The organism is Deltaproteobacteria bacterium (assembly GCA_021737785.1).
Taxonomy (GTDB): domain Bacteria; phylum Desulfobacterota; class DSM-4660; order Desulfatiglandales; family Desulfatiglandaceae; genus AUK324.
The window spans coordinates 127988-146327 of record JAIPDI010000004.1 but is presented as its reverse complement, the minus strand read 5'-3'; the positions used below and the strand labels follow the sequence as shown (position 1 = coordinate 146327).

19 protein-coding genes are annotated in these 18340 nt (G+C 55.6%); 6 read left to right on the top strand and 13 right to left on the bottom strand.

The features are described 5' to 3' along the window. The first annotated feature begins 208 nt into the window (after positions 1–208). Positions 209–2566: a PAS domain S-box protein gene (locus K9N21_03945; protein MCF8143054.1), complete on the top strand. Its 2358-nt coding sequence runs from the start codon at positions 209–211 to the stop codon at positions 2564–2566. Positions 2567–2667: 101 nt separating this feature from the next. Here the strand turns inward: K9N21_03945 and K9N21_03940 are convergent, their stop codons facing one another. The 13 genes from K9N21_03940 to K9N21_03880 all read right to left on the bottom strand — a co-directional run bounded on the left by K9N21_03940 (position 2668) and on the right by K9N21_03880 (position 12229). Continuing rightward, positions 2668–3759 carry a carbohydrate porin gene (locus tag K9N21_03940; protein ID MCF8143053.1) on the bottom strand — a complete coding sequence of 364 codons (1092 nt, stop codon included), beginning with the start codon at positions 3757–3759 and terminating at the stop codon, positions 2668–2670. Between the two features lie 70 nt (positions 3760–3829). Then, the gene (locus K9N21_03935) at positions 3830–4105 is read right to left on the bottom strand and encodes a hypothetical protein (protein MCF8143052.1); all 276 of its coding nucleotides are present in this window, start codon (positions 4103–4105) and stop codon (positions 3830–3832) included. A 156-nt stretch (positions 4106–4261) separates the two neighbouring features. Next, positions 4262–4411, bottom strand: a complete 150-nt coding sequence (locus K9N21_03930) for a hypothetical protein (protein ID MCF8143051.1) — start codon at positions 4409–4411, stop codon at positions 4262–4264. After that, positions 4408–5070: a class I SAM-dependent methyltransferase gene (locus K9N21_03925; GenBank protein MCF8143050.1), complete on the bottom strand. Its 663-nt coding sequence runs from the start codon at positions 5068–5070 to the stop codon at positions 4408–4410. Before K9N21_03925 ends, K9N21_03930 begins: the two co-directional genes overlap by 4 nt. A gap of 143 nt (positions 5071–5213) precedes the next feature. After that, the gene (locus tag K9N21_03920) at positions 5214–6350 is read right to left on the bottom strand and encodes a carbohydrate porin (protein MCF8143049.1); all 1137 of its coding nucleotides are present in this window, start codon (positions 6348–6350) and stop codon (positions 5214–5216) included. Between the two features lie 311 nt (positions 6351–6661). Beyond that, positions 6662–6880, bottom strand: a complete 219-nt coding sequence (locus K9N21_03915; GenBank protein ID MCF8143048.1) for a FeoB-associated Cys-rich membrane protein — start codon at positions 6878–6880, stop codon at positions 6662–6664. Between the two features lie 31 nt (positions 6881–6911). Then, entirely contained in the window at positions 6912–7703 is a 792-nt protein-coding gene (locus K9N21_03910) for a DUF4198 domain-containing protein (GenBank protein ID MCF8143047.1), read from the bottom strand. A gap of 141 nt (positions 7704–7844) precedes the next feature. Continuing rightward, positions 7845–8165, bottom strand: a complete 321-nt coding sequence (locus K9N21_03905) for a hypothetical protein (GenBank protein MCF8143046.1) — start codon at positions 8163–8165, stop codon at positions 7845–7847. 119 nt (positions 8166–8284) lie between these two features. After that, the gene (feoB, locus tag K9N21_03900) at positions 8285–10756 is read right to left on the bottom strand and encodes a ferrous iron transport protein B (GenBank protein ID MCF8143045.1); all 2472 of its coding nucleotides are present in this window, start codon (positions 10754–10756) and stop codon (positions 8285–8287) included. Then, the gene (locus K9N21_03895) at positions 10753–10977 is read right to left on the bottom strand and encodes a ferrous iron transport protein A (GenBank protein ID MCF8143044.1); all 225 of its coding nucleotides are present in this window, start codon (positions 10975–10977) and stop codon (positions 10753–10755) included. Before K9N21_03895 ends, feoB begins: the two co-directional genes overlap by 4 nt. Positions 10978–11106: 129 nt before the next feature. Continuing rightward, positions 11107–11403, bottom strand: a complete 297-nt coding sequence (locus K9N21_03890; protein MCF8143043.1) for a hypothetical protein — start codon at positions 11401–11403, stop codon at positions 11107–11109. 54 nt (positions 11404–11457) lie between these two features. Then, positions 11458–11676, bottom strand: a complete 219-nt coding sequence (locus K9N21_03885; GenBank protein ID MCF8143042.1) for a ferrous iron transport protein A — start codon at positions 11674–11676, stop codon at positions 11458–11460. A gap of 4 nt (positions 11677–11680) precedes the next feature. After that, positions 11681–12229, bottom strand: a complete 549-nt coding sequence (locus K9N21_03880; protein MCF8143041.1) for a metal-dependent transcriptional regulator — start codon at positions 12227–12229, stop codon at positions 11681–11683. A 442-nt stretch (positions 12230–12671) separates the two neighbouring features. Between K9N21_03880 and K9N21_03875 the strand changes: the two genes are divergently transcribed. The 5 genes from K9N21_03875 to K9N21_03855 all read left to right on the top strand — a co-directional run bounded on the left by K9N21_03875 (position 12672) and on the right by K9N21_03855 (position 18294). Continuing rightward, positions 12672–12866, top strand: a complete 195-nt coding sequence (locus tag K9N21_03875; protein ID MCF8143040.1) for a hypothetical protein — start codon at positions 12672–12674, stop codon at positions 12864–12866. A 2-nt stretch (positions 12867–12868) separates the two neighbouring features. Next, entirely contained in the window at positions 12869–13669 is an 801-nt protein-coding gene (locus K9N21_03870) for a Ku protein (GenBank protein ID MCF8143039.1), read from the top strand. Further along, positions 13653–14468, top strand: a complete 816-nt coding sequence (locus K9N21_03865) for a Ku protein (protein MCF8143038.1) — start codon at positions 13653–13655, stop codon at positions 14466–14468. The genes K9N21_03870 and K9N21_03865 overlap by 17 nt, the downstream gene beginning before the upstream one ends. A gap of 181 nt (positions 14469–14649) precedes the next feature. Continuing rightward, positions 14650–17163 carry a DNA ligase D gene (gene ligD / locus K9N21_03860; protein MCF8143037.1) on the top strand — a complete coding sequence of 838 codons (2514 nt, stop codon included), beginning with the start codon at positions 14650–14652 and terminating at the stop codon, positions 17161–17163. A 420-nt stretch (positions 17164–17583) separates the two neighbouring features. Next, positions 17584–18294 carry a GAF and ANTAR domain-containing protein gene (locus K9N21_03855; protein MCF8143036.1) on the top strand — a complete coding sequence of 237 codons (711 nt, stop codon included), beginning with the start codon at positions 17584–17586 and terminating at the stop codon, positions 18292–18294. Positions 18295–18340: the final 46 nt, after the last annotated feature.

Here is an 18340-nt window from a genome sequence, read left to right as displayed (position 1 = left end):
TCACTATCAGGCGACCTGATCAGGCCCGCCGGATCATGAGGTCAACCTCGTAATTCGCCTCCGCTCGGGTTTCCCGCTTGACGATCACCCGCGCATCTTATATAAGAGATCGGCTATCAATGCGAGTTTTTTGCCGAAATCAGACCATGGGTTCTTCCCAGCGTTTCACCTTTTGTTCCACAAAATCAGAGAGGATGGGGGTGCATGGATGCACACGAAGCCGAGCTATGACGAGCTGGAGCGGAGAATCGAGAGACTGGACCAAGCGGAATCGGCACTGAAACAGGCACAGGAGGCCTTGCGTAAGAGCGAGGAGATGTGCCGCCTGTTGTTAGAGAGCGGCGAAGAAGGAATCCTTATTATCCAGGAGGGTAAGATCAGGTTCTTGAACCCACGAGGCCTTGCGTTCATGGGCTATTCTCTGGAAGAGATGCTGTCTCGGGACATGTTGACCTTCATCCACCCGGACGACAGGGGATGGATTGCCCCGCTTTGCCTCGCCAAGCTGGCAGGGGAAGACGTGCCTTCGGGCAGTTGCTTCAGGGTCATCCACAAGAATGGCTCCGTCAGATGGGTGCAGAGCAGATCCACCCTGCTGGACTGGGAAGGCAAACCCGCCCTTCTCTCTTTTCTGACCAACGTCGACGACCGTAAACGGGCAGAGGAGAAATACCGTCTTCTGGTGGAGAATGCCGGGGAAGCCATATATGTGGCCCAGGCCGGCAAGCTCACGTTCGTCAACAAGAAAACCATGGAGATCAGCGGATACTCGGAACAAGAGCTGACATCCGGGCCTTTCATCGAGTTCATTCATCCGGATGATCGGACCATGGTCCTGGAACGGCACATCAGAAGACAGAGGGGGGAAGATCTTCCCTCCTGCTATCCCTTCAGGATAGTTCATCGCTCCGGCGAAATCAGATGGGTGGAACTTCGCGCGGTTGCCATCCAGTGGGAAGGGAAACCCGCCACCCTCAATTTCTTGTCCGATATCACCGAACGAAAGCGGGCAGAGGAGGCCTTGCGGGAGAGTGAGCTCTTTCTGAAGGAAACCCAAAGGATTGCGCGGCTTGGCGGCTGGAAGGCGAATCCTTTTACAGACTATCTGGCCTGGACCGACGGGGCCTATGACATCATGGAGGCCGACCCGAATTGCCAGCCCGGTTTTACAGAGGGACTCCGGTTCTTTTTGCCCGACTGCGCTGCCTCCATCCGGGAGAAGGTGATGGCATGCATGACCACGGGGGAGCCTTTCGTCCTGGAGTGCCGGCTCGTCACAGAGAGCGACAAGCAGCTCTGGACGGAGTTCCGTGGGATTGCCCCGGTCACGGAGGGGGAGCGGTCCTACGTGATCGGGACGATTCAGGATATTACAGAGCGCAAACAGGCATTGCAGGAGGACGAAAGGCTTCGAGCCCAGTTCCTCCAGGCCCAGAAGATGGAATCGGTGGGCCGCCTGGCCGGCGGCGTGGCCCATGACTTCAATAATTCGCTCCAAATGATCCTTGGCTATGCAGACCTCGCCCTGATGAAGGCAGACAAGTCTCAAAGAATCCATGCCGAGATCGAGAAAATTAGAAGCGCCGCCACCCGCGCCACGAACATCGTCCGACAACTGCTCGTATTTGCGCGCAAACAGACCATCGCGCCGGAGGCTCTGGACGTGAACGATACGGTGGGGGGCATGCTCAAGATGCTGCACCGGCTCATCGGCGAGGACATCGACCTGACCTGGATCCCGGGGCCGGACCTCTGGCAGGTCAAGATGGACCCGTCCCAGGTAGATCAGATCCTTGCCAATCTCTGCGTCAACGCCAGGGACGCGATATCTGGGGTCGGCGAGATCAGGGTCGAGACCTGCAATGCCGTGCTTGACAGAGGCTATTGTCAGAATCATATCGGGGCGGTCCCCGGCCAGTACGTCCTGCTCGCGGTCGGCGATAATGGCTGCGGCATGGACAGGGATATCATGGCCCAGATCTTCGAGCCCTTTTTCACGACCAAAGAGGCTGACAAAGGCACCGGGCTGGGCCTTGCCACCGTTTACGGCATCGTGAAGCAGAACAACGGCTATATCGAAGTGCAAAGCGAACCGGGAAAAGAAAGCGTCTTCAAAGTCTTCCTCCCCAGACACGAGGGGGAAGAAGAAGTGCCGTCTGCACCTGCGGCCGGGCCTGGCGACTCCCTGACCATTGGTACGGAGACCGTGCTTCTGGTTGAGGATCAGGGACCGGTGCTCGAACTTGGCAGGCGCCTGCTCGTGGAATTAGGCTACACCGTCCTGACCGCTGGCACGCCGGATGAGGCGCTTCGCCTGGCAGAGGCATATGCGGAACCAATCCATTTGCTGTTCACCGACGTGATTCTGCCGCAGATGAACGGTAAAGACCTGGCCGGCCGGCTCGCCGCCCTGCGGCCCGGCCTCAAGTGTCTATTCATGTCAGGGCACACGGCCAATGTGATCGCCCACCGGGGCGTCATCGAAAAGGGGATGCACTTCATCCAGAAGCCGTTTTCCATCAAAGAGCTGTCAGCCAAGATCCTGGAGGTCCTCGGGCAGACATAAGTCTATCCTGACGGCAAGTGTATGGGCGACATTCCCCAGGAAAACAACCATCAAAAAGACCACCTGCAAAGACGGTGCAATTGCAGTCCGTCTTTAATTTCCTAAAATTCCGCCGTTGCCCTGAGCCCGAAGATCCATCCGCCCGGACTTTCCCCCGCATTCATGGAGTCTTTCATGTACTGCACGTCTCCTGTGATGGCAAAGATGTGGTTCAGGGCAACACGGAAATAGGTCTCGAATACATGGGTGTGATCCACATCCTGATTGCCGCCGTTCATGTGGGCATAGCCGATGCCGATAGTGTCGGAAGAACGGTCCCAGAGGGTGCCGTTGATATGGAGTCCTCCCGAATAGATTGCCTTGTAATGTATGGCCGCCGCATCATCCTGCCAGCCGAACCTGATCCATGCCCCCAGAATCTCCCCCAGTTCCTGATCAAAAGAGGCGATGGCGCACCTGCGTCGTTCCAGGTGCGTCCCCTCAGGATTGGGATAGGCATCGCTGGACATGCCCAGCAGGAGTCGATAATTTCCGTGCCCCAGGCCCGTATCTGCGGCATAGCCCAATTGCATGAAATATGCATTGTACGACTCATCGAACTTCCCTTTCCGGCCATTGCTTCCAATGGCCATGGCAACCCCTTTTATGGAAAAGCGATCCATCTCCCATTCAACGGCAGCGCCCAGGTCATAGGATGGCAGAAATGCATTGGGCGCGTTTACTAATGCCGCGTTCATAAACTGGGTGTACTCGTCATTGGAATAGGCGTTTTGATCCAAATAATCGGTGGCGTCGATGATGCCGCCGGAAATCCCCAGCGTGTGATCCGCATTGAATTTGAAGATATGCCTGTACCATGCGGTGAGGAGGTAATCGCGCCCTCTCCCGTTGATGTCCTTAACACTATCCTGAGTGTCGCCCCCCCATGGCGCCAGCTTGAATGGGGATTTGCCTCCCTCCGTGAGGCCGTTTCCCGCCCCGAAACCGAACTTGACAAACAGCTCATCGTTTTCCGTCGGTGTGAAACCGGCCTCAGGCTGAATGGCCAGAAGCCCTCTTCCAAGGCTATTATAGCCCGGCGCATCGGATATGCTTTGGTACTGATAGATCCCTGCCATGACGCCGCCGATGGAAAATTTATCGTTGATCTCGTAACCCGAACCGCTGTCTGTCAGAAGCAGGATTCCGCTCATCGCCAGCAGGCAATCCAAGCCAAACTTTTTAATTACTCGTATACTCACGTCTCTCTTCCCCCCCACAGGTTCATCTTATTTCTATCATTTTTGGATTCGAATAGGAAGGCCCGTGCCCGCCTCCCAAATCTAACATCTTTTTGAAGTCTGAGAATCCGGGCAGGGCCGAGAGCATTCGGGCAACCTTTTGTCCCAGGGCTCCCATGGCCCAGGCAGCGCTGACACGGGTGAGTCCGGTCCAGAGCTCCTGGGAAGAGAAATCCCTGGCTGCTTCCTCCCCACCCGGACCCTCTTTGACAAGACGGGTCAAGTCCTTCAGGGGGGCGACGCTTCTCTTTTCGATCATCTGAAATAGGGGACCTGTATAGGTGGGGGACTCCTTGACAAGGAAGGTCTCAGAGATGGGAAGGTTACGATACAGGCCGCTTTTCTTTTCGATCAGATCGATGGTGGCCAGGACGTTCAGAAGGCGCTTGGTGTTTTCAGGATGTGCCCCAATGTCTCAGGCCACGTCCTCTGCTGAACGGAACGTTGTCAGGGCAATGAAGATCTTGAGTTCGATCCCCGTCATCATCAGCCTGGCCTTTACAGGCCCCATGAGGATTTGAAACAGATCGTCGTAATCAATGGATGTTTCGGGCAGACTGATCACGTTTGCTTCCTCCCTTTTGCACATACCACGTTGGTTTCCTTTTGAATCAGCCTCGACTCTTCCACCTGGAACCCGGCAGCTTCAAGCCATCGGGCCACATCACCCGGACCCACGATGCGGTTTTCCCTGGGGGGCAGGCCGAATTTCTTCAGATAACGAATCCCCATGGCAAGTTTGGACCAGAAAGGCATGCCACAGGAGGTGGCGTCTGCCACCAAAATGCGTCCTCCGGGTTTGAGGACCCGCCGGCTTTCGGTCAATGCCTGCATCGGCTTCCCAAGGATGTGAATGACGTTTCCCAAAAAGACCACATCAAAGGTGCCGTCGGGAAAGGTGGTCCGATAGCAGTCTTCCACTTGAACGATCACATTGGCGAAGGGCGACAGCCTTCGCATTGCCACATCCAGCATTTCCGATGCGACTTCCGTGGCCGTGAGATGTCGGGCCTTTTGAGCCACAGCCTCGGAAAACTGCCCGGTCCCGCAGCCCAGCTCCAGAACATCGTCGGTCTCCTGCAATTGGTTTAACAGCCAGCCCTTTGTCTCCCGCTGGGTGCCTTCACCGACCACATGGGCCGTCGCCGCATCATAACTGCGCGCTCTTTCTCCCCAGTAGTTGTATTCCTTCATGCGCTTTTTCGCCCCAATCCTAAGATGCAATTGCTTTATCCAATGCCGACTTGATCTCCGGTGTTGCGATCGATGAGAAGGGAGGACGCCTTCTCGGATCGAGGAGGCGCCTCATCCTCTCGGGCCTAAGAGGAGAGAGTTCTATAGGCCAAACTTAAAATCATTAAAATTTCCTAAAATTCCGCCGTGGCCCTAAGCCCAAAGATCCAGGCACTGGGATCATCACCCCCGTTTTTATACGAATCCTTCATGTACTGGACGTCGCCCGTGATGGCGAATATGTCGTTCAGGGCGATCCGACCGTAGACCTCGAACACATCCGTATTGTTAACGTCCAGATTGCCGCCCCTCAGATGGGCATACCCGATCCCGATGTTGTCCTGGCCACGGCCCCACAGGTTGCCGCTGATGTTCAACCCGCCGGAGTAGGTGTCCTTATAGCAGATGGCCGCCTTGTCATCCTGCCAGCCGAACCGCAGCCAGGCCCCCAGGATCTCGCCAAACTGCTGGTCAAAAGATAGGGTCAGGCCGCTCAGGCGTTCCCTTTTGGTGCCGGCCACGTTGCTGAAATCGTCGCTGGTGGTATCAATGAGGAGGCGGTAATTGCCTTCTCCCATGCCGAAGTCCATGGTATAGCCGAACTGGAGTCCGTAAAAGTTGTAGGGTTCTTCGAATTCCCCTTCCTGGCCATTGGTCCCCAGGGCCATGGCAGCGCCTTTGATGGAAAAGCCCCCGATTTCCCACTCCATGGCGCCGCCAAGGTCATAGGACGGTAAAAAGCAATGGGGGCCGTTGACGAGGGCGCAGTTCATGAACTGAGTGTACTCATCATTGGCAAAGGTATTTTCATCCAGGTAATCCGTAGCGTCGATGATGCCGCCTGTGAGCCCCAGGGTATGGTCATCGCTGAATTTGAAGGTATGTTTGTACCAAGCGGTGAGCAGATAATCGCGGCCCCTTCCGTTGATGTCCTTGACGCCATCCTGAGTGTCGCCGCCCCATGGCGCCAGCTTGAATGGGGATTTGCCTTCCTCCATGAGGCCGTTTCCCGCGCCGAAACCGAACTTGACAAACAGCTCATCGTTTTCCGTCGGCGTAAAACTAGCCTCAGGCTGAATGGCCAGAAGTCCTCTTCCAGTGCTGTCAAAACCCGGCGAATCCGATAGACTGTCATATTGATAGATCCCTGCCACAACGCCGCCGATGGACAATTTGTCGTTGATCTCGTAAGCGACGCTGGGTCCTGTAAGAAACAGCACCCCGCATATCACCGAGAGGCTATTCAGGCACAATTTTTTAATGATTAACATCTTCATTTTCTTCTTTCCTCCTCTTAAATTGAATTTCTCACCCCAGTAGCATCTTCCGGAGCTACGGGGCAGGCAGAGCACTCAGAGGCACAGAGATCATCCCTTGAAACCAAGAAGTTTATTTCTTTGTGTCTGAGGTGAGATGACCCTCTATCTGTAAATGCGTTTGCCAAACAAAAAGGCGCAGACAGGCCCGCCTTCCTAAATGGCTCCTGTTGCGCCTTCACTTGCCCCGCCGTTGATCGAGACCCGTAAGACCCGCACCGATATCTTAACCGGCGCCGTTTCAGTTGTAATTCACCCTAATGCCATCAGGGTCTACCATGGCAGGACTTATCGGAAATCCGTTCACCTCCGCCAATAATCAAAGGCCGGTAGGCCGTGCAATCCGTTTTGTCGAGACCGCACGTACCTCCACAGGTGCCGCACCCGCACGGAGGCCTTTTCCCTTTTACCGCTGCTCGGAATCGCCGGAACAGGTATCCGCCGGCCAGCAGTGCAATCACTAAAACCACGATCGTATCCAACATCGGTGCGCCTCACATTCTGATTCCTCAGACATCATTTCATATCCTTGGCCTGGACCCAGATCACGGCGCCGACTTCGCTGTCCTTGCCTTCAATCTTTCCTCCTTCCATCAAGGCCGCAAAGCCCCACCAGCCGGCCCTGGGAATGGAATAGGTGAAGACGCCGTTTGCATCCGCCTTGATGGTCTGCGTGACAAATGCATCCTGAGGCGCCTCTGCCTTGGCCGCCTTCACAAATCCGTTCCCATCGACATCGTGATTCAGATATTCCACCTCGACCTCGGCAAAGGGGACGGCTTTGCCCTCAAATTTGACAATGCCCCTGAAGACATTTCCGGTCCAGAGGGCATAAGGCTTATCGAGCGGCACGATCTCGGCCGGAAGCCCGACCTCTGCATCCCAATCCGTCGGTATCCCTGCCGCATTTACAATCATTTTCGTGTGCTGGGTAATATATTTGCTTTCAGAGCCCTCCCAGTAAGGGGCGGGGCTGAGATAGAAGACATAATCCCCCATGCCCTTGAGTTTATAGGATGCCTCGAAGGCCTTGCCTTTATTGCTGAGGCTTGAAAACTCAATTGGCTTCACTTTTCCGAGAAGGTCCTCCTTTTTCTTTTTGTGCAAGACGCCGAAGGCGGCCGGGCTTCCCATATCCATGGTATGCCCAGCCTCAAAGGGGTGGGTAAAAACCAGCTTGAGCTCAATGGGTCCCCCTTTTTGGAGGGCCGACTCCGGCGTATAGATCATCTGAAAATGGGCAAAGGCCGGGATGTGAATGGCCAATGCGGCCATTCCAACAAGTGCAGTTACCATCCACTTTTTCATTGCTGCGATTCCTTTCTTGATTTTTCCTTGGGATTCATGTCAATTTGATTATTGTCCCCTTACCAAAGGGAACGCCCAGGGAGCGGGGCGGGTGTTCAGGGATTCGCCCCGCTTCCAACCTGCTCTGCACGAGGGAAAAGATTAGTCGGAGATCTCCTTTCCCTCCACCTCCACCACATGCCCCGGTCCGGCGTTGAACCGAACCTTGAACGGGACAGAGGGTTTCTTGAAGTTAAACTCACTCCCTTGATCCATCTTGCCCTTGATCAAGACCTTTTCATCCGCGTCCATCACCGTCAACTCCACGCCCGCGGCCGAAGCGCCGTCTGAAAACCCGCCCTCGCAGGTGATAGAGCCGTCCCCGTTGTCATAGCAGGAGCAAATCAGGGTGTGGGCAACCACTTGACCGGCCGCGAGCAGAAAAAGGGCTGTCAGGCCGATTAAAAAGGTTCTTTTCTTCATAGGATTCACCTCCTTTCTTACTGGATACTGGATGCTGGATACCCGACCTCATCCTCTCATCCTCTCATCCTTCATCCTCTCATCTTCTCACCTTCTTACCTTCTTAGCCTTGCAGGCCTCTACGAGAAGTTCTCACGATTCTTAATCAGGCCCATCCCGATAGTCGCCGTCAGGGCCAGTCCATAGAATACAAACATGGCCTGAAGACCTGTAAGTCCCAGGGCCTTTCCACCGGTAAACACCGCCATCGCGACCACCAGCCCCAAAGCCATGGGATAGAACATGGAGAAGAGCATCCATTTGAACGACCCGGACTGGACCTTCACCATGATGGTGGTGGCGATGCAGGGGGGATAGAGGACCATGAAAAGCATGAGGGCCAGGGCGTGAAGGGGCGTAAAGCCTTCCTCGCCTTCAGCCATCCGCTGTTCCAAAGACTGGTCTCCTGTCTCCCCCTGGTCGTAAAGGGCGCCCAGAGTGGCCACACTGCTTTCTTTGGCGGCAAAGGCGCTCAGAAGAGCTACATTAACCCGCCAATTGAAGCCGGCCCACTGGGTGGCCGGTTCCAGGGCCTTGCCGAGACGACCCAAAAAACTGGCATCGATCCGCTCCTTTCGCATCTCCCTGAGGAGTCCATTCCGGTCCTTGACCAGTTTTTTGAGCGCCCTGTTCGCGTTTCTCCCGGTCTTGTCCTTCCCCGGTTTCACAATACTGAAAAACAATGCGTTCTTTTTTTCAAATTCCGCATTGACCTTGTCGACCGCCTCCTTGCCGCCTGCCGTCATTTTTGCCGTCTTATACACGTCCCAGTAGAGCACCAGGGCCAGGAGGTTATCGCCCTGAAGGTTTTGCGTGAACGGGGCGCCCTGGATTTTCTCGTAGAAGGCCTCTATGGCCTTGTCTTTTTCAGCCTGGTAGTGGGCCATGCGATTGTCAGTAAGGCCCGGAAACTGGAGCAGGACAAAGATGACCACGGCCACCGCAGCCACGATGGTGATGATCTTTCGGACAAAGAGCCAGACCCGCTCCACGGCCCGGCCCAGGACCCCTCGAATGGTGGGCAGGTGGTAAGGGGGCATTTCCATGATAAATGGGGCTGTAGGCCTTTTTTTCAACACCGTGAGGGTCAGAAGCTTAGCCACCGGCAGGACCATCAACAGGCTGATGGTGGAGATGAAGAACATGGCCATCCCCCTATAGGCCGCAAAGTAGATGTTGATCAGAAGGACATAGAGGGGAACCTTTGCCAGGCAGTTAAGCATGGGGATGATCAGGATGGTGGCCAGTCTGGAACGCTCATCCGGTATGCCCTTGCAGGCCATGACGCCGGGGACCGCACACCCGCCCACATAGATCCCGCCCAGGACCATGGGAAGGGTGGACTGGCCGTGAAGTCCGAACCGGCCGAAGAGCCGGTCGAGCATAAAGGCCATGCGCGGCATGTACCCGCTGTCTTCCAGGATGGCGATGAGCCCGAACAGGATAAAAAAGATCGGGATATAGTTGAGCAGGGCATTGATACTGTCCACAAACCAGAGGGCGAACGAGCGGATAATGGGGATTTCGATAAACCCCGGGCTCGGGGTGATCGCCTCTGTCAGCGCCCTGAGTTTTGCCAAAATGGGCCATGTGTAGTTGGTGATGTTATACCCCTGCACGATGGAGAGGTAGTAGAGGAGATATATCACGCCGATCAAGATGGCCGGACCTAAGAAGCGGTTGCACACAAAGCGGTCCACCTTGTCGGAAAGGGGTCTTCCTATGCCCTTTTTGGGTTTGACGGACGATCGGCTGATGGTCTCGGCCGCCTGGTACCGATGATAGGCAATGTGCCGTTCGGGCGTCTCCTTATGTTCGGATTCAAACGCATTTCGGGTATGTTCAACAAGATCCAGACAGGCCTCCGGATCTGAATAGCCCTGTCGGACCCGTTCCCGCGCATCGGTGTCCCCTTCCATGAGTTTGACGGCCAGCCATCTCAGGGGATATGCATAGGGCCCTTTCCATGTCTCGGAGAGCCTGTCCTGGATCTCCCTCAGCGGTGGCTCCATGGGTCCATAGTCAATTTGTGCCAGACGTTCGCCTATGTCGGAGTCCGCGACCCTTGCAATGGCCTCTTTGAGGTCTTCTTTCCCCTGTCCCGTCTTCATGGAGGTGGGAACGACCTCCACGCCGAGGAGCCTCCCCAGTTCCTGGGTGTTGATCGCCAGGCCCCGTCTCCCGGCCACGTCCATCATGTTGAGATTCAGGACCACGGGGACCTGCATCTCCAGCAACTGGAAGGTGAGGTACAGGTGGCGCTTGAGATTGGAGGCGTCCACCACGTTGACCACTACGGAGGGGTTCTCTTGGAGCACGAAATCGCGGGATACCCTCTCCTCCGGGGAGTAGGAGGTGAGACTATAGGTCCCGGGGAGATCCACCACCTCCACCCGGGTCCCGTTGCGCCGGTAAGACCCGGTCATCTTTTCCACGGTCACGCCCGGGTAGTTGGCCACGTGCTGGCTCGCGCCGGTCAGCGCATTGAAGACAGTCGATTTTCCGCAGTTGGGTTGACCGGCCAGGACCACCAGGATCTTTTCCCGCTTCATTGCGGTTCCACCTCAACGAATCGGGCCTCGTCATGACGCAGGCTTACAAAAAAGCCGCCCAGGGATACCTCCATGGGGTCATCAAGAGGGGCATTCCGAATCACCGTCAGCTGGGTTCCGGGATAAACGCCCATATCCAGAAGGCGCTGTCCCAGCTTGTCCCGAACAGACAGGCCCTTGATGCGGCACCGGCTGCCGGGTTTCAATTCATCCAATGTCATCGCCTTTCCTCCCGTCGATTTACGCAAACAAAAAAAAGGCGCACCTCGATGGTCGTCCCTATCGAGTCGCGCCTTCACTTGCCCCGCGCCTGTGTTATGGCCGGAACCCGTAAGACAGTCTCTGAATCTCTATCTGTTATCGATCAACAGGCTCGTCAGCCGTTTCCGCAAGGCCTCCAGCCTCTTGGATTTGAATGCCTTCCTGCTCTCATCCAGGACCTCGATGGTCTCCTGAATGGCTTCTCGAAGTCTTGCCTCGCGGTTACGCCGCGGACAGACATGGAACAGCGCCTGTATATCGGCCTCATCCACGCCTGTTCCCAGCATGGATGTCACCAGTTTTCGATGGAGTTCAATATGTTGATGCAGTTCCTCAGCGCTTCTCCCAAGCGCCGTAATCAGTTCTTGTTTGTCCGGAAGTTCCATTTGTTAAAAGCCTCGAACGATATTAGGTGTATCTAATAAGTGGCACAAAAAAAATTACTCCACGAAAATTTTCCGGGCCATTCCCTGACCAATAGCCAGACTGGCGTCCTTTACCCTGAGCATCACAGGCCCTCCTCGGCCCCGACTCAAGACAGTAAAGGCCGACCCAGGCACAAGGCCCATGCTGTAAAGCTTCGACCTCATACCCCTGCCCCCGTCGATTCGCACAAGGGTCACCTCTTTTCCCTGGTCAACCCTGCTGAGATCCGTCATTGTTCTACCCTCCAGTCTCCATGTCTTTCATTCTGTCTTCCAATTCGTCGGCAAAGGCCTTCATATGCACCAGGCATCTGGACGTGTTCCTCCCGTGTGCCCGAAAATCCTCAAAACGCTCCAGCCAGTTCTCGCCGGTCCTCGGACACGACTGGATAAACTCCATAAACGCCACCATCCGGTCCATGGTGGCAGGACCGATGGCATGTTCCATGCTGCATGCCTCTTCATCGGCCTTGTCAAAATCGATACCCAAAATATCTGTCAGGAAATCTCTCAGGATATGATGCCGTCTATTGATCTCTTTGCCGACATCCTCTCCCTTATCGGTAAGCTCAAGATATTCATATCGCTCATAGTTAATCAATCCCCGCTCATTAAGGGTCTTGAGCATATTGGTAACCGTGGGCATCTTGACCCCGAGCCGTTTGGCGATATCCTTGACCCGGACCACCCGTTTTTCATTGTCCAGGTTGTAGATCGCCTCCAGGTAGTTTTCCATGGTGGGCGTCAAAGGTTTTTGGGCGTCTTTTTCCAAGGTACTGATTTCCATGTCTCCACATTCGTTAGCGTTTCGGAATAATGTTTTGTGTTACTAATTAATACCTCCCGATGCCCCTGTCAAGCATTTTTGTTGAGCTTATGCCATTTTTTTCGTCTGAGATGGCGGGGAAGGCGCTTTCCTTCCTCGCAAAATAGGGTTGTTTTCAGAGTGAAATACCGGCTTCACCTACTTAACCTTTCCGCCTGTCGTGCATACATTCTGGATCTATGAGAATCCAAGGGATGCGGGAGTTTTCACTCTTCTTTCAGGCAGTTGCATGGGCTGATAAGAGAACTGCCTAAAGCCCGGACGGCAAGCCATCGCACTCCCCGAACCAGCAGCAAAACCAGCGAAAAGGGCGGGACCATTAAGGCCCGGCCGTGCCTGGATGGATGATGTGGGGATCCAGGCCCCCATGTTCACTGAATATTTATGAATAAGGAGAGAGACCGTGGGTGAAAAAGACGCCCTTCCCTGGTGGTTGGAAGGTGAGGAAACCTGTCCCTTCTGCTGCCAACCTTACAGCTATGAGATGGAACGCCGGTGCGTTCACTGCGACGGACCCATATGTCCATGGTGCTGTGCCTCCGACGAACCGGAGATATGCTGTCCTGAATGTTCCCTTCTGTCCGAAGGAGATAGCTGATAATGGCGGCGCGCGCGATCTGGAAAGGAGTTATTTCGTTCCAATCCATTTCCATCCCTGTAAAATTTTTCTCAGCAGTAGAGGATCGTAAAATCCACTTCAGACTGCTTCACGACAAGGACCAAGTGCCGGTAGTCCAGCAGATGATCAATCCGCGCACCAATGAACCGGTACCCAAAGAAAAGATCCGGCGCGGATACGTGGATGACGAGGAAGGAACCGTTATTATCATAGAGGATAAAGAGCTCGAGGCCCTGGCCCCGCACGCCGACCGGGAGGTGACTGTCAAGGGCTTCCTGGATGCGGGACACATCGGTCATCAGTGGTACGACCGCCCCTACTATCTTGGGCCGGACGGAAACATACAGGATTATGCGGCCCTGGCCCAGGTCCTGGAAACAACCGGAAAAGAGGGTTTTGCCCAATGGACCATGCGGAACAAAACCTATATCGGCGCGCTAAGGGCTGAAAAAGGGCATTTGAAGATGATCACGCTGCGATTCTCGGGTGAGGTGATAGAGGCCGCCGAGCTTCCCCGTCCCAAGGGCCGGACCCTCGAGAAGGAGGAACTCAAAATGGCCGGGCAACTGGTGCACGCGTTGGAGGGGGATTTCAATCCAGGGGATTTTCATGATGAATACCGGGAGCGGGTGATGGAACTGGTCCGGACCAAGGCCCGGGGTGGGAAAATGCGTGTGGAAAAGCCAAAAAAACGAAAAGCGGAAGTCATATCCCTCTCGGAGATGTTAAAACAGAGTATCCGGAAAGCCAGGGAGGAGAGGAAAGTTGCCCGAGCAAAATGAGGAACTGCTCCGCCGCCGGGCCTTCTGGTCAGGGACGGTCACTTTCGGACTGGTCAGCGTCCCCGTGGCCCTTCTGCCGGGGAACCGGACACAGCGAGTATCCCTGCGCATGCTGGCTCCCGACGGGACCCCGCTGGAACGCCGGTATGTCTGTCCGTCCGAAAACCGTCCCATAGATTCTGAAGAGATCGTCCGGGGATACGAGATTGAAAAAGGACATTTTGTGGTGCTTTCGGATAAGGAGCTTGAGTCTCTGGCACCGGAAAAGAGCAGGGAGATCGACCTGCGCCGGTTTGTGCCTGCGGATCAGATCTCCCCTTTTTACTTCGATCGCTCCTATTTTCTCGTGCCCACAGGGGATTCCCGAAAGCCGTACCGGCTCCTGGTCGAAACCATGGAGAAGACAGGCCTTGCCGGAGTTGCCACATTTGTTATGCGCTCCAAGGAATATCTGGTGGCCATCCTGGCCCAAAACGGAATCCTTCGGGCCGTGACCCTTCGCTTCGAGGATGAGATACGCCGGCCCGAAGAGGCCGGCCTGACAGGAACCGAGAAGGCGACTGACACCGGCCTGGCCGCCATGGAAAAGGCGGTTCGCGCCGCCTCCATCGACGATATCGACAAAAAAGACCTGGAGGATGTCGATGCCGGCAGGCTCCTCGATCTGGTGAAAAGGAAGAAAGATTCCGGCCGGGACATCATAGAGGTCCAGGAAGTTGTTGAAGAGAAAAAGAAGGAGACAGGCAAGGTCATCGACCTTATGGAAATCCTGAAGCGGAGCATGGAGGAAAAGAGATAGTTATCGGACCCCTGCTTTCGCCGGGACGACGACATGAAACTCTCTTTACAAGACCGTCGAGTTTAATGATAAAGAAGAGTTTAAATAATACCTCCTACGCCCCTTTCACCATAATTTCCGAAATCAAGCGTGCTACTCAGCTGTTCCGGACAGAAGCACCCCTTCAGGGAAGGCCCTGTTTATGACCCTCCGCAAGTACCGGCAAAAACGGCATTTCGAGCGTACCTCCGAGCCGGGGGCGGGCCAGCCGGAAGGTGGTTCCGGAAGGATCTACGTGATTCAGAAACATGCTGCCCGCCGTCTCCATTATGATCTCCGGCTGGAACTGGGTGGCGTTCTGAAAAGCTGGGCGGTCCCGAAAGGCCCCAGTCTCGATCCCTCCCAAAAGCGGCTGGCCGTTCATGTGGAGGACCACCCGGTAGAATATGCCGATTTCGAAGGAATTATCCCGGAGGGAGAATACGGCGGGGGAACGGTAATGGTCTGGGACCGGGGCGCCTGGGAGCCCGAGGGAGACCCGGACAAGACCTATGCCAACGGGCATCTCAAATTCCGTCTGCAGGGGGAGAAGCTGAAAGGATCCTGGACACTGGCCCGCATGAACAGCCCCTCGGATCAGGAGGGGAAGAATTGGCTGCTCATCAAGAAAAAAGATCCGGAGGCGCGTCCGGGCCATCTCCCGGATGCCTCGGACGAGGAAACCCGCAGTGCCCTCACCGGCCGGACCATGGAAGAGATCGCTTCGGGTGAGGGCGTTTCCCGGCCCGGGGACGAGGGGCTCTTTGCGGTGCAGGGCGCCGAACCGGCCCCCATGCCTGTCCGGCCCAGACCTCACCTGGCAATATTGGCCAAGGCGCCTCCCCGGGGAGATGAGTGGCTGCATGAGATAAAGTATGACGGCTACCGCATCCTGTGCATCAAGAAAGATGACACCCTCCGCCTGATTACCAGGAACAATAAGGACTGGAGCGACAAATTCAAAGAGGTGGCCGGGGCCGCGGCCTCCCTTCCGTTTGACCGCTTCATTCTGGACGGCGAGATGGTGGTGCTCCGGTCAGACGGAAAACCGGATTTCCAGGCCCTTCAGAATATTCTCAAGGGGGAAACCTCAGGCCGCCCTGTCTATTATATCTTCGATATACTTTATGGTTCAGGGTACGATCTCACCTCGGTCCCTCTGCTGGACCGGAAGAGGATCCTGCGGAAACTCCTGGAGGGGGCTTCCCAACCCCTGGTATACGGTGATTATATCCAGGGCCACGGCGACCGGGTATTTGATCATGCCTGCCGGATGGGGCTGGAAGGGATCGTTTCCAAACAGGCCGGCAGCCGCTACGAACAGCGACGTTCCCGGACCTGGGAGAAGGTGAAGTGCGTCAAACGACAGGAATTCGTTATCGGCGGCTATTCAGAGCCGTCCGGCTCCCGCAGCGGTTTCGGCGCGCTTCTTCTGGGGTATTATGAGGAACCCGACCGGCTGGTCTACGCAGGCCGGGTGGGGACAGGATTCAAGGAGAAAACCCTGAAAGACATTTCCGAGCGACTGACCCCGCTGGAACAGACGAGCAGCCCTTTTCACAATCCGCCGTCAGGACCGGACGCCAGGAAGGTCCACTGGGTCGAGCCCCTCTTGACAGCCGAGATTGAATTCGGGGATTGGACCAACGACCATATCCTGCGCCAGGGGTCTTTTAAGGGCTTAAGGCTGGACAAGCCGGCCCGGGAGGTGGGTCTGGAACTCCCGGAAGAAATGTCAGAACCCGCACCCGATGAAAACGCCGGGGGGGACGGGAAACCCAACCGCGTGGCGGGCGTGATCCTCAGCAATCCGGAACGGATTCTCTATCCGGAGCAGGGGCTGACCAAGCGTGACCTGGCATTTTTTTATGAACGTATCGCCGATCTTATTCTGCCCCATCTGGTCGACCGGCCCCTCTCTTTGGTCCGCTGTCCCAGGGGTCATCAGGCCCATTGTTTCTACCAGAAACACCTGAACGAACAGATACCGGGCACCCTGAAGGAGGTCCCGATTCAGGAGAAAGGGAAGCAGCGTGTTTATGCCGCTGTCCGGGATCTTCCCGGTCTGATCTCCCTGGTCCAGCTCGGGGTCCTCGAAATCCACCCATGGGGCAGCCGGAGCGACATGCTGGAACGACCCGACCGGATGATCTTCGACCTGGATCCGGGGCCGGAAATACAGCCGGAACATATGGTGGAAGCCCTTGAACTGCTGCACGCGTTTCTGGACGCGCTCGATCTGGTAAGTTTCTTAAAGACAACCGGGGGCAAGGGGTTTCACGTGGTCATCCCCCTGGACCGGCGTTCCGAGTGGGACGAGGTCAAGGGGTTTGCCAAAAAGGTGGCCCAGCACATGGTCCGTCTGCGGCCGGACCTCATGGTCTCGGTTATGGACAAATCCAAACGCCGCCGCAGGATATTTGTGGATTATCTCAGAAACGGGCGCGGCGCCACGGCCGTGGCCCCCTATTCCACCCGGGCCCATCCCGGGGCCCCGGTTTCCACCCCCATCGGCTGGGATGAACTGTCCCCGGAGCTGTCCCCGAACCGCTTCACAGTTCTGAATTTCTCCTCCCGTCTCACCGGTCCGAACCGCGACCCCTGGCCGGAATTCTTCAACATCCGCCAGTCCCTCAGCAAGGAGAGAAAAAAGCGGTTGGAAATTCCCTGGAAATAGTCCCATCGCTTATGGCTGATATCACTATTCTCTGCAGACTTCATGAATCTTGGCGAACATGGCTTTTATATCAGAGAAGTCTTCCCGCGGAATCAGCGTTTTGCCCGCACGACCCCGGGCGGTTCCTTTTTTGGGCTTGCGGCAGGGAAGAATGTTGTATATTGTGGCAGTTAAGATGAAAACCGGCCTCCACCGCGGTCAGGCATTCGGGACAGAGAGATAAAATAGGGCGCTTTTCCGTCCTGACGGATGTCGGTCTGGTGGGGCTGGCCATGGCCCATATCGATATTCAGGAATTCGCGGCAGGCCGTGTTCGCATTGATTGGAAAGCCGGGGTTTGAAGAACACGCCCGGACCATTAAAAATGGGCTGGAAAAGATGGAGAGGATCCGGATCTGAGGCATCGCGGTTCAATTGATTATGGAAAAAATCACCCCCACCACCTATGAGAAATACATCAAGGCCATCAGCGATATCAGCACCGCCATTACCTCCGAACAATATCTGGAAGACATCCTCAAGCTGATCGTCATGGTAACCGCCAAGGTGACCGGGTTTGAAATATGTTCTCTCTGGCTGATAGATGAAACCGTCACCCCCATAAAGATTCGGCTGAAGGCCACGCAGGCCATCGATCCGGAATATGTGAAGGACCGTGCCCTGGGAAGGGTGGAAGGGGTGGTGGGCTTTGTGGCCACCCATAACCAGGCCCTGGTCATCAGGGATGTTCTGAAAGAACCCAGATTCAAGGAAAAAGAGATGGCCAAAAAACTGGGCCTGGTCTCCATGTTGAGCGTACCCCTCCGGGTGAGGGATGGGAAGGTCATCGGCGTGCTCAACTGTTTCACCGATCAACCCCATGAATTCTCTGCCGCTGAAATCAATCTGATAACGGCCGTGGCCAATCAGGCAGGGGTGGCGATCATGAACACGGAGCTGATTGTCAAGACAAAGGTGATTCAGGAGGAGCTGGAGACGCGAAAGCTGGTTGAGCGGGCCAAAGACGTCCTGATCCGGCGCCGGGGCATGACCGGAGAAGAGGCGTATCGCTGGCTCCAGAAACGGAGCATGGATTCGCGGAAATCGATCCGCACCGTGGCCGACGCAATCCTCCTTTCAGAAGAGGCATAGCGAAAAAATGACTTGACAGAGATGGGCTGCGGAGGTATACATCCTT

What these genes read in the sequence shown, in the direction of transcription:
- K9N21_03945 (MCF8143054.1), top strand. Translation starts at nt 209, where the DNA reads ATGCACACGAAGCCGAGCTATGACGAGCTGGAGCGGAGAATCGAGAGA.
- K9N21_03940 (MCF8143053.1), bottom strand. Translation starts at nt 3,759, where the DNA reads ATGAGCGGAATCCTGCTTCTGACAGACAGCGGTTCGGGTTACGAGATC.
- K9N21_03935 (MCF8143052.1), bottom strand. Translation starts at nt 4,105, where the DNA reads ATGATCGAAAAGAGAAGCGTCGCCCCCCTGAAGGACTTGACCCGTCTT.
- K9N21_03920 (MCF8143049.1), bottom strand. Translation starts at nt 6,350, where the DNA reads ATGTTAATCATTAAAAAATTGTGCCTGAATAGCCTCTCGGTGATATGC.
- K9N21_03915 (MCF8143048.1), bottom strand. Translation starts at nt 6,880, where the DNA reads ATGTTGGATACGATCGTGGTTTTAGTGATTGCACTGCTGGCCGGCGGA.
- K9N21_03910 (MCF8143047.1), bottom strand. Translation starts at nt 7,703, where the DNA reads ATGAAAAAGTGGATGGTAACTGCACTTGTTGGAATGGCCGCATTGGCC.
- K9N21_03905 (MCF8143046.1), bottom strand. Translation starts at nt 8,165, where the DNA reads ATGAAGAAAAGAACCTTTTTAATCGGCCTGACAGCCCTTTTTCTGCTC.
- feoB (MCF8143045.1), bottom strand. Translation starts at nt 10,756, where the DNA reads ATGAAGCGGGAAAAGATCCTGGTGGTCCTGGCCGGTCAACCCAACTGC.
- K9N21_03895 (MCF8143044.1), bottom strand. Translation starts at nt 10,977, where the DNA reads ATGACATTGGATGAATTGAAACCCGGCAGCCGGTGCCGCATCAAGGGC.
- K9N21_03890 (MCF8143043.1), bottom strand. Translation starts at nt 11,403, where the DNA reads ATGGAACTTCCGGACAAACAAGAACTGATTACGGCGCTTGGGAGAAGC.
- K9N21_03885 (MCF8143042.1), bottom strand. Translation starts at nt 11,676, where the DNA reads ATGACGGATCTCAGCAGGGTTGACCAGGGAAAAGAGGTGACCCTTGTG.
- K9N21_03880 (MCF8143041.1), bottom strand. Translation starts at nt 12,229, where the DNA reads ATGGAAATCAGTACCTTGGAAAAAGACGCCCAAAAACCTTTGACGCCC.
- K9N21_03870 (MCF8143039.1), top strand. Translation starts at nt 12,869, where the DNA reads ATGGCGGCGCGCGCGATCTGGAAAGGAGTTATTTCGTTCCAATCCATT.
- ligD (MCF8143037.1), top strand. Translation starts at nt 14,650, where the DNA reads ATGACCCTCCGCAAGTACCGGCAAAAACGGCATTTCGAGCGTACCTCC.
- K9N21_03855 (MCF8143036.1), top strand. Translation starts at nt 17,584, where the DNA reads ATGGAAAAAATCACCCCCACCACCTATGAGAAATACATCAAGGCCATC.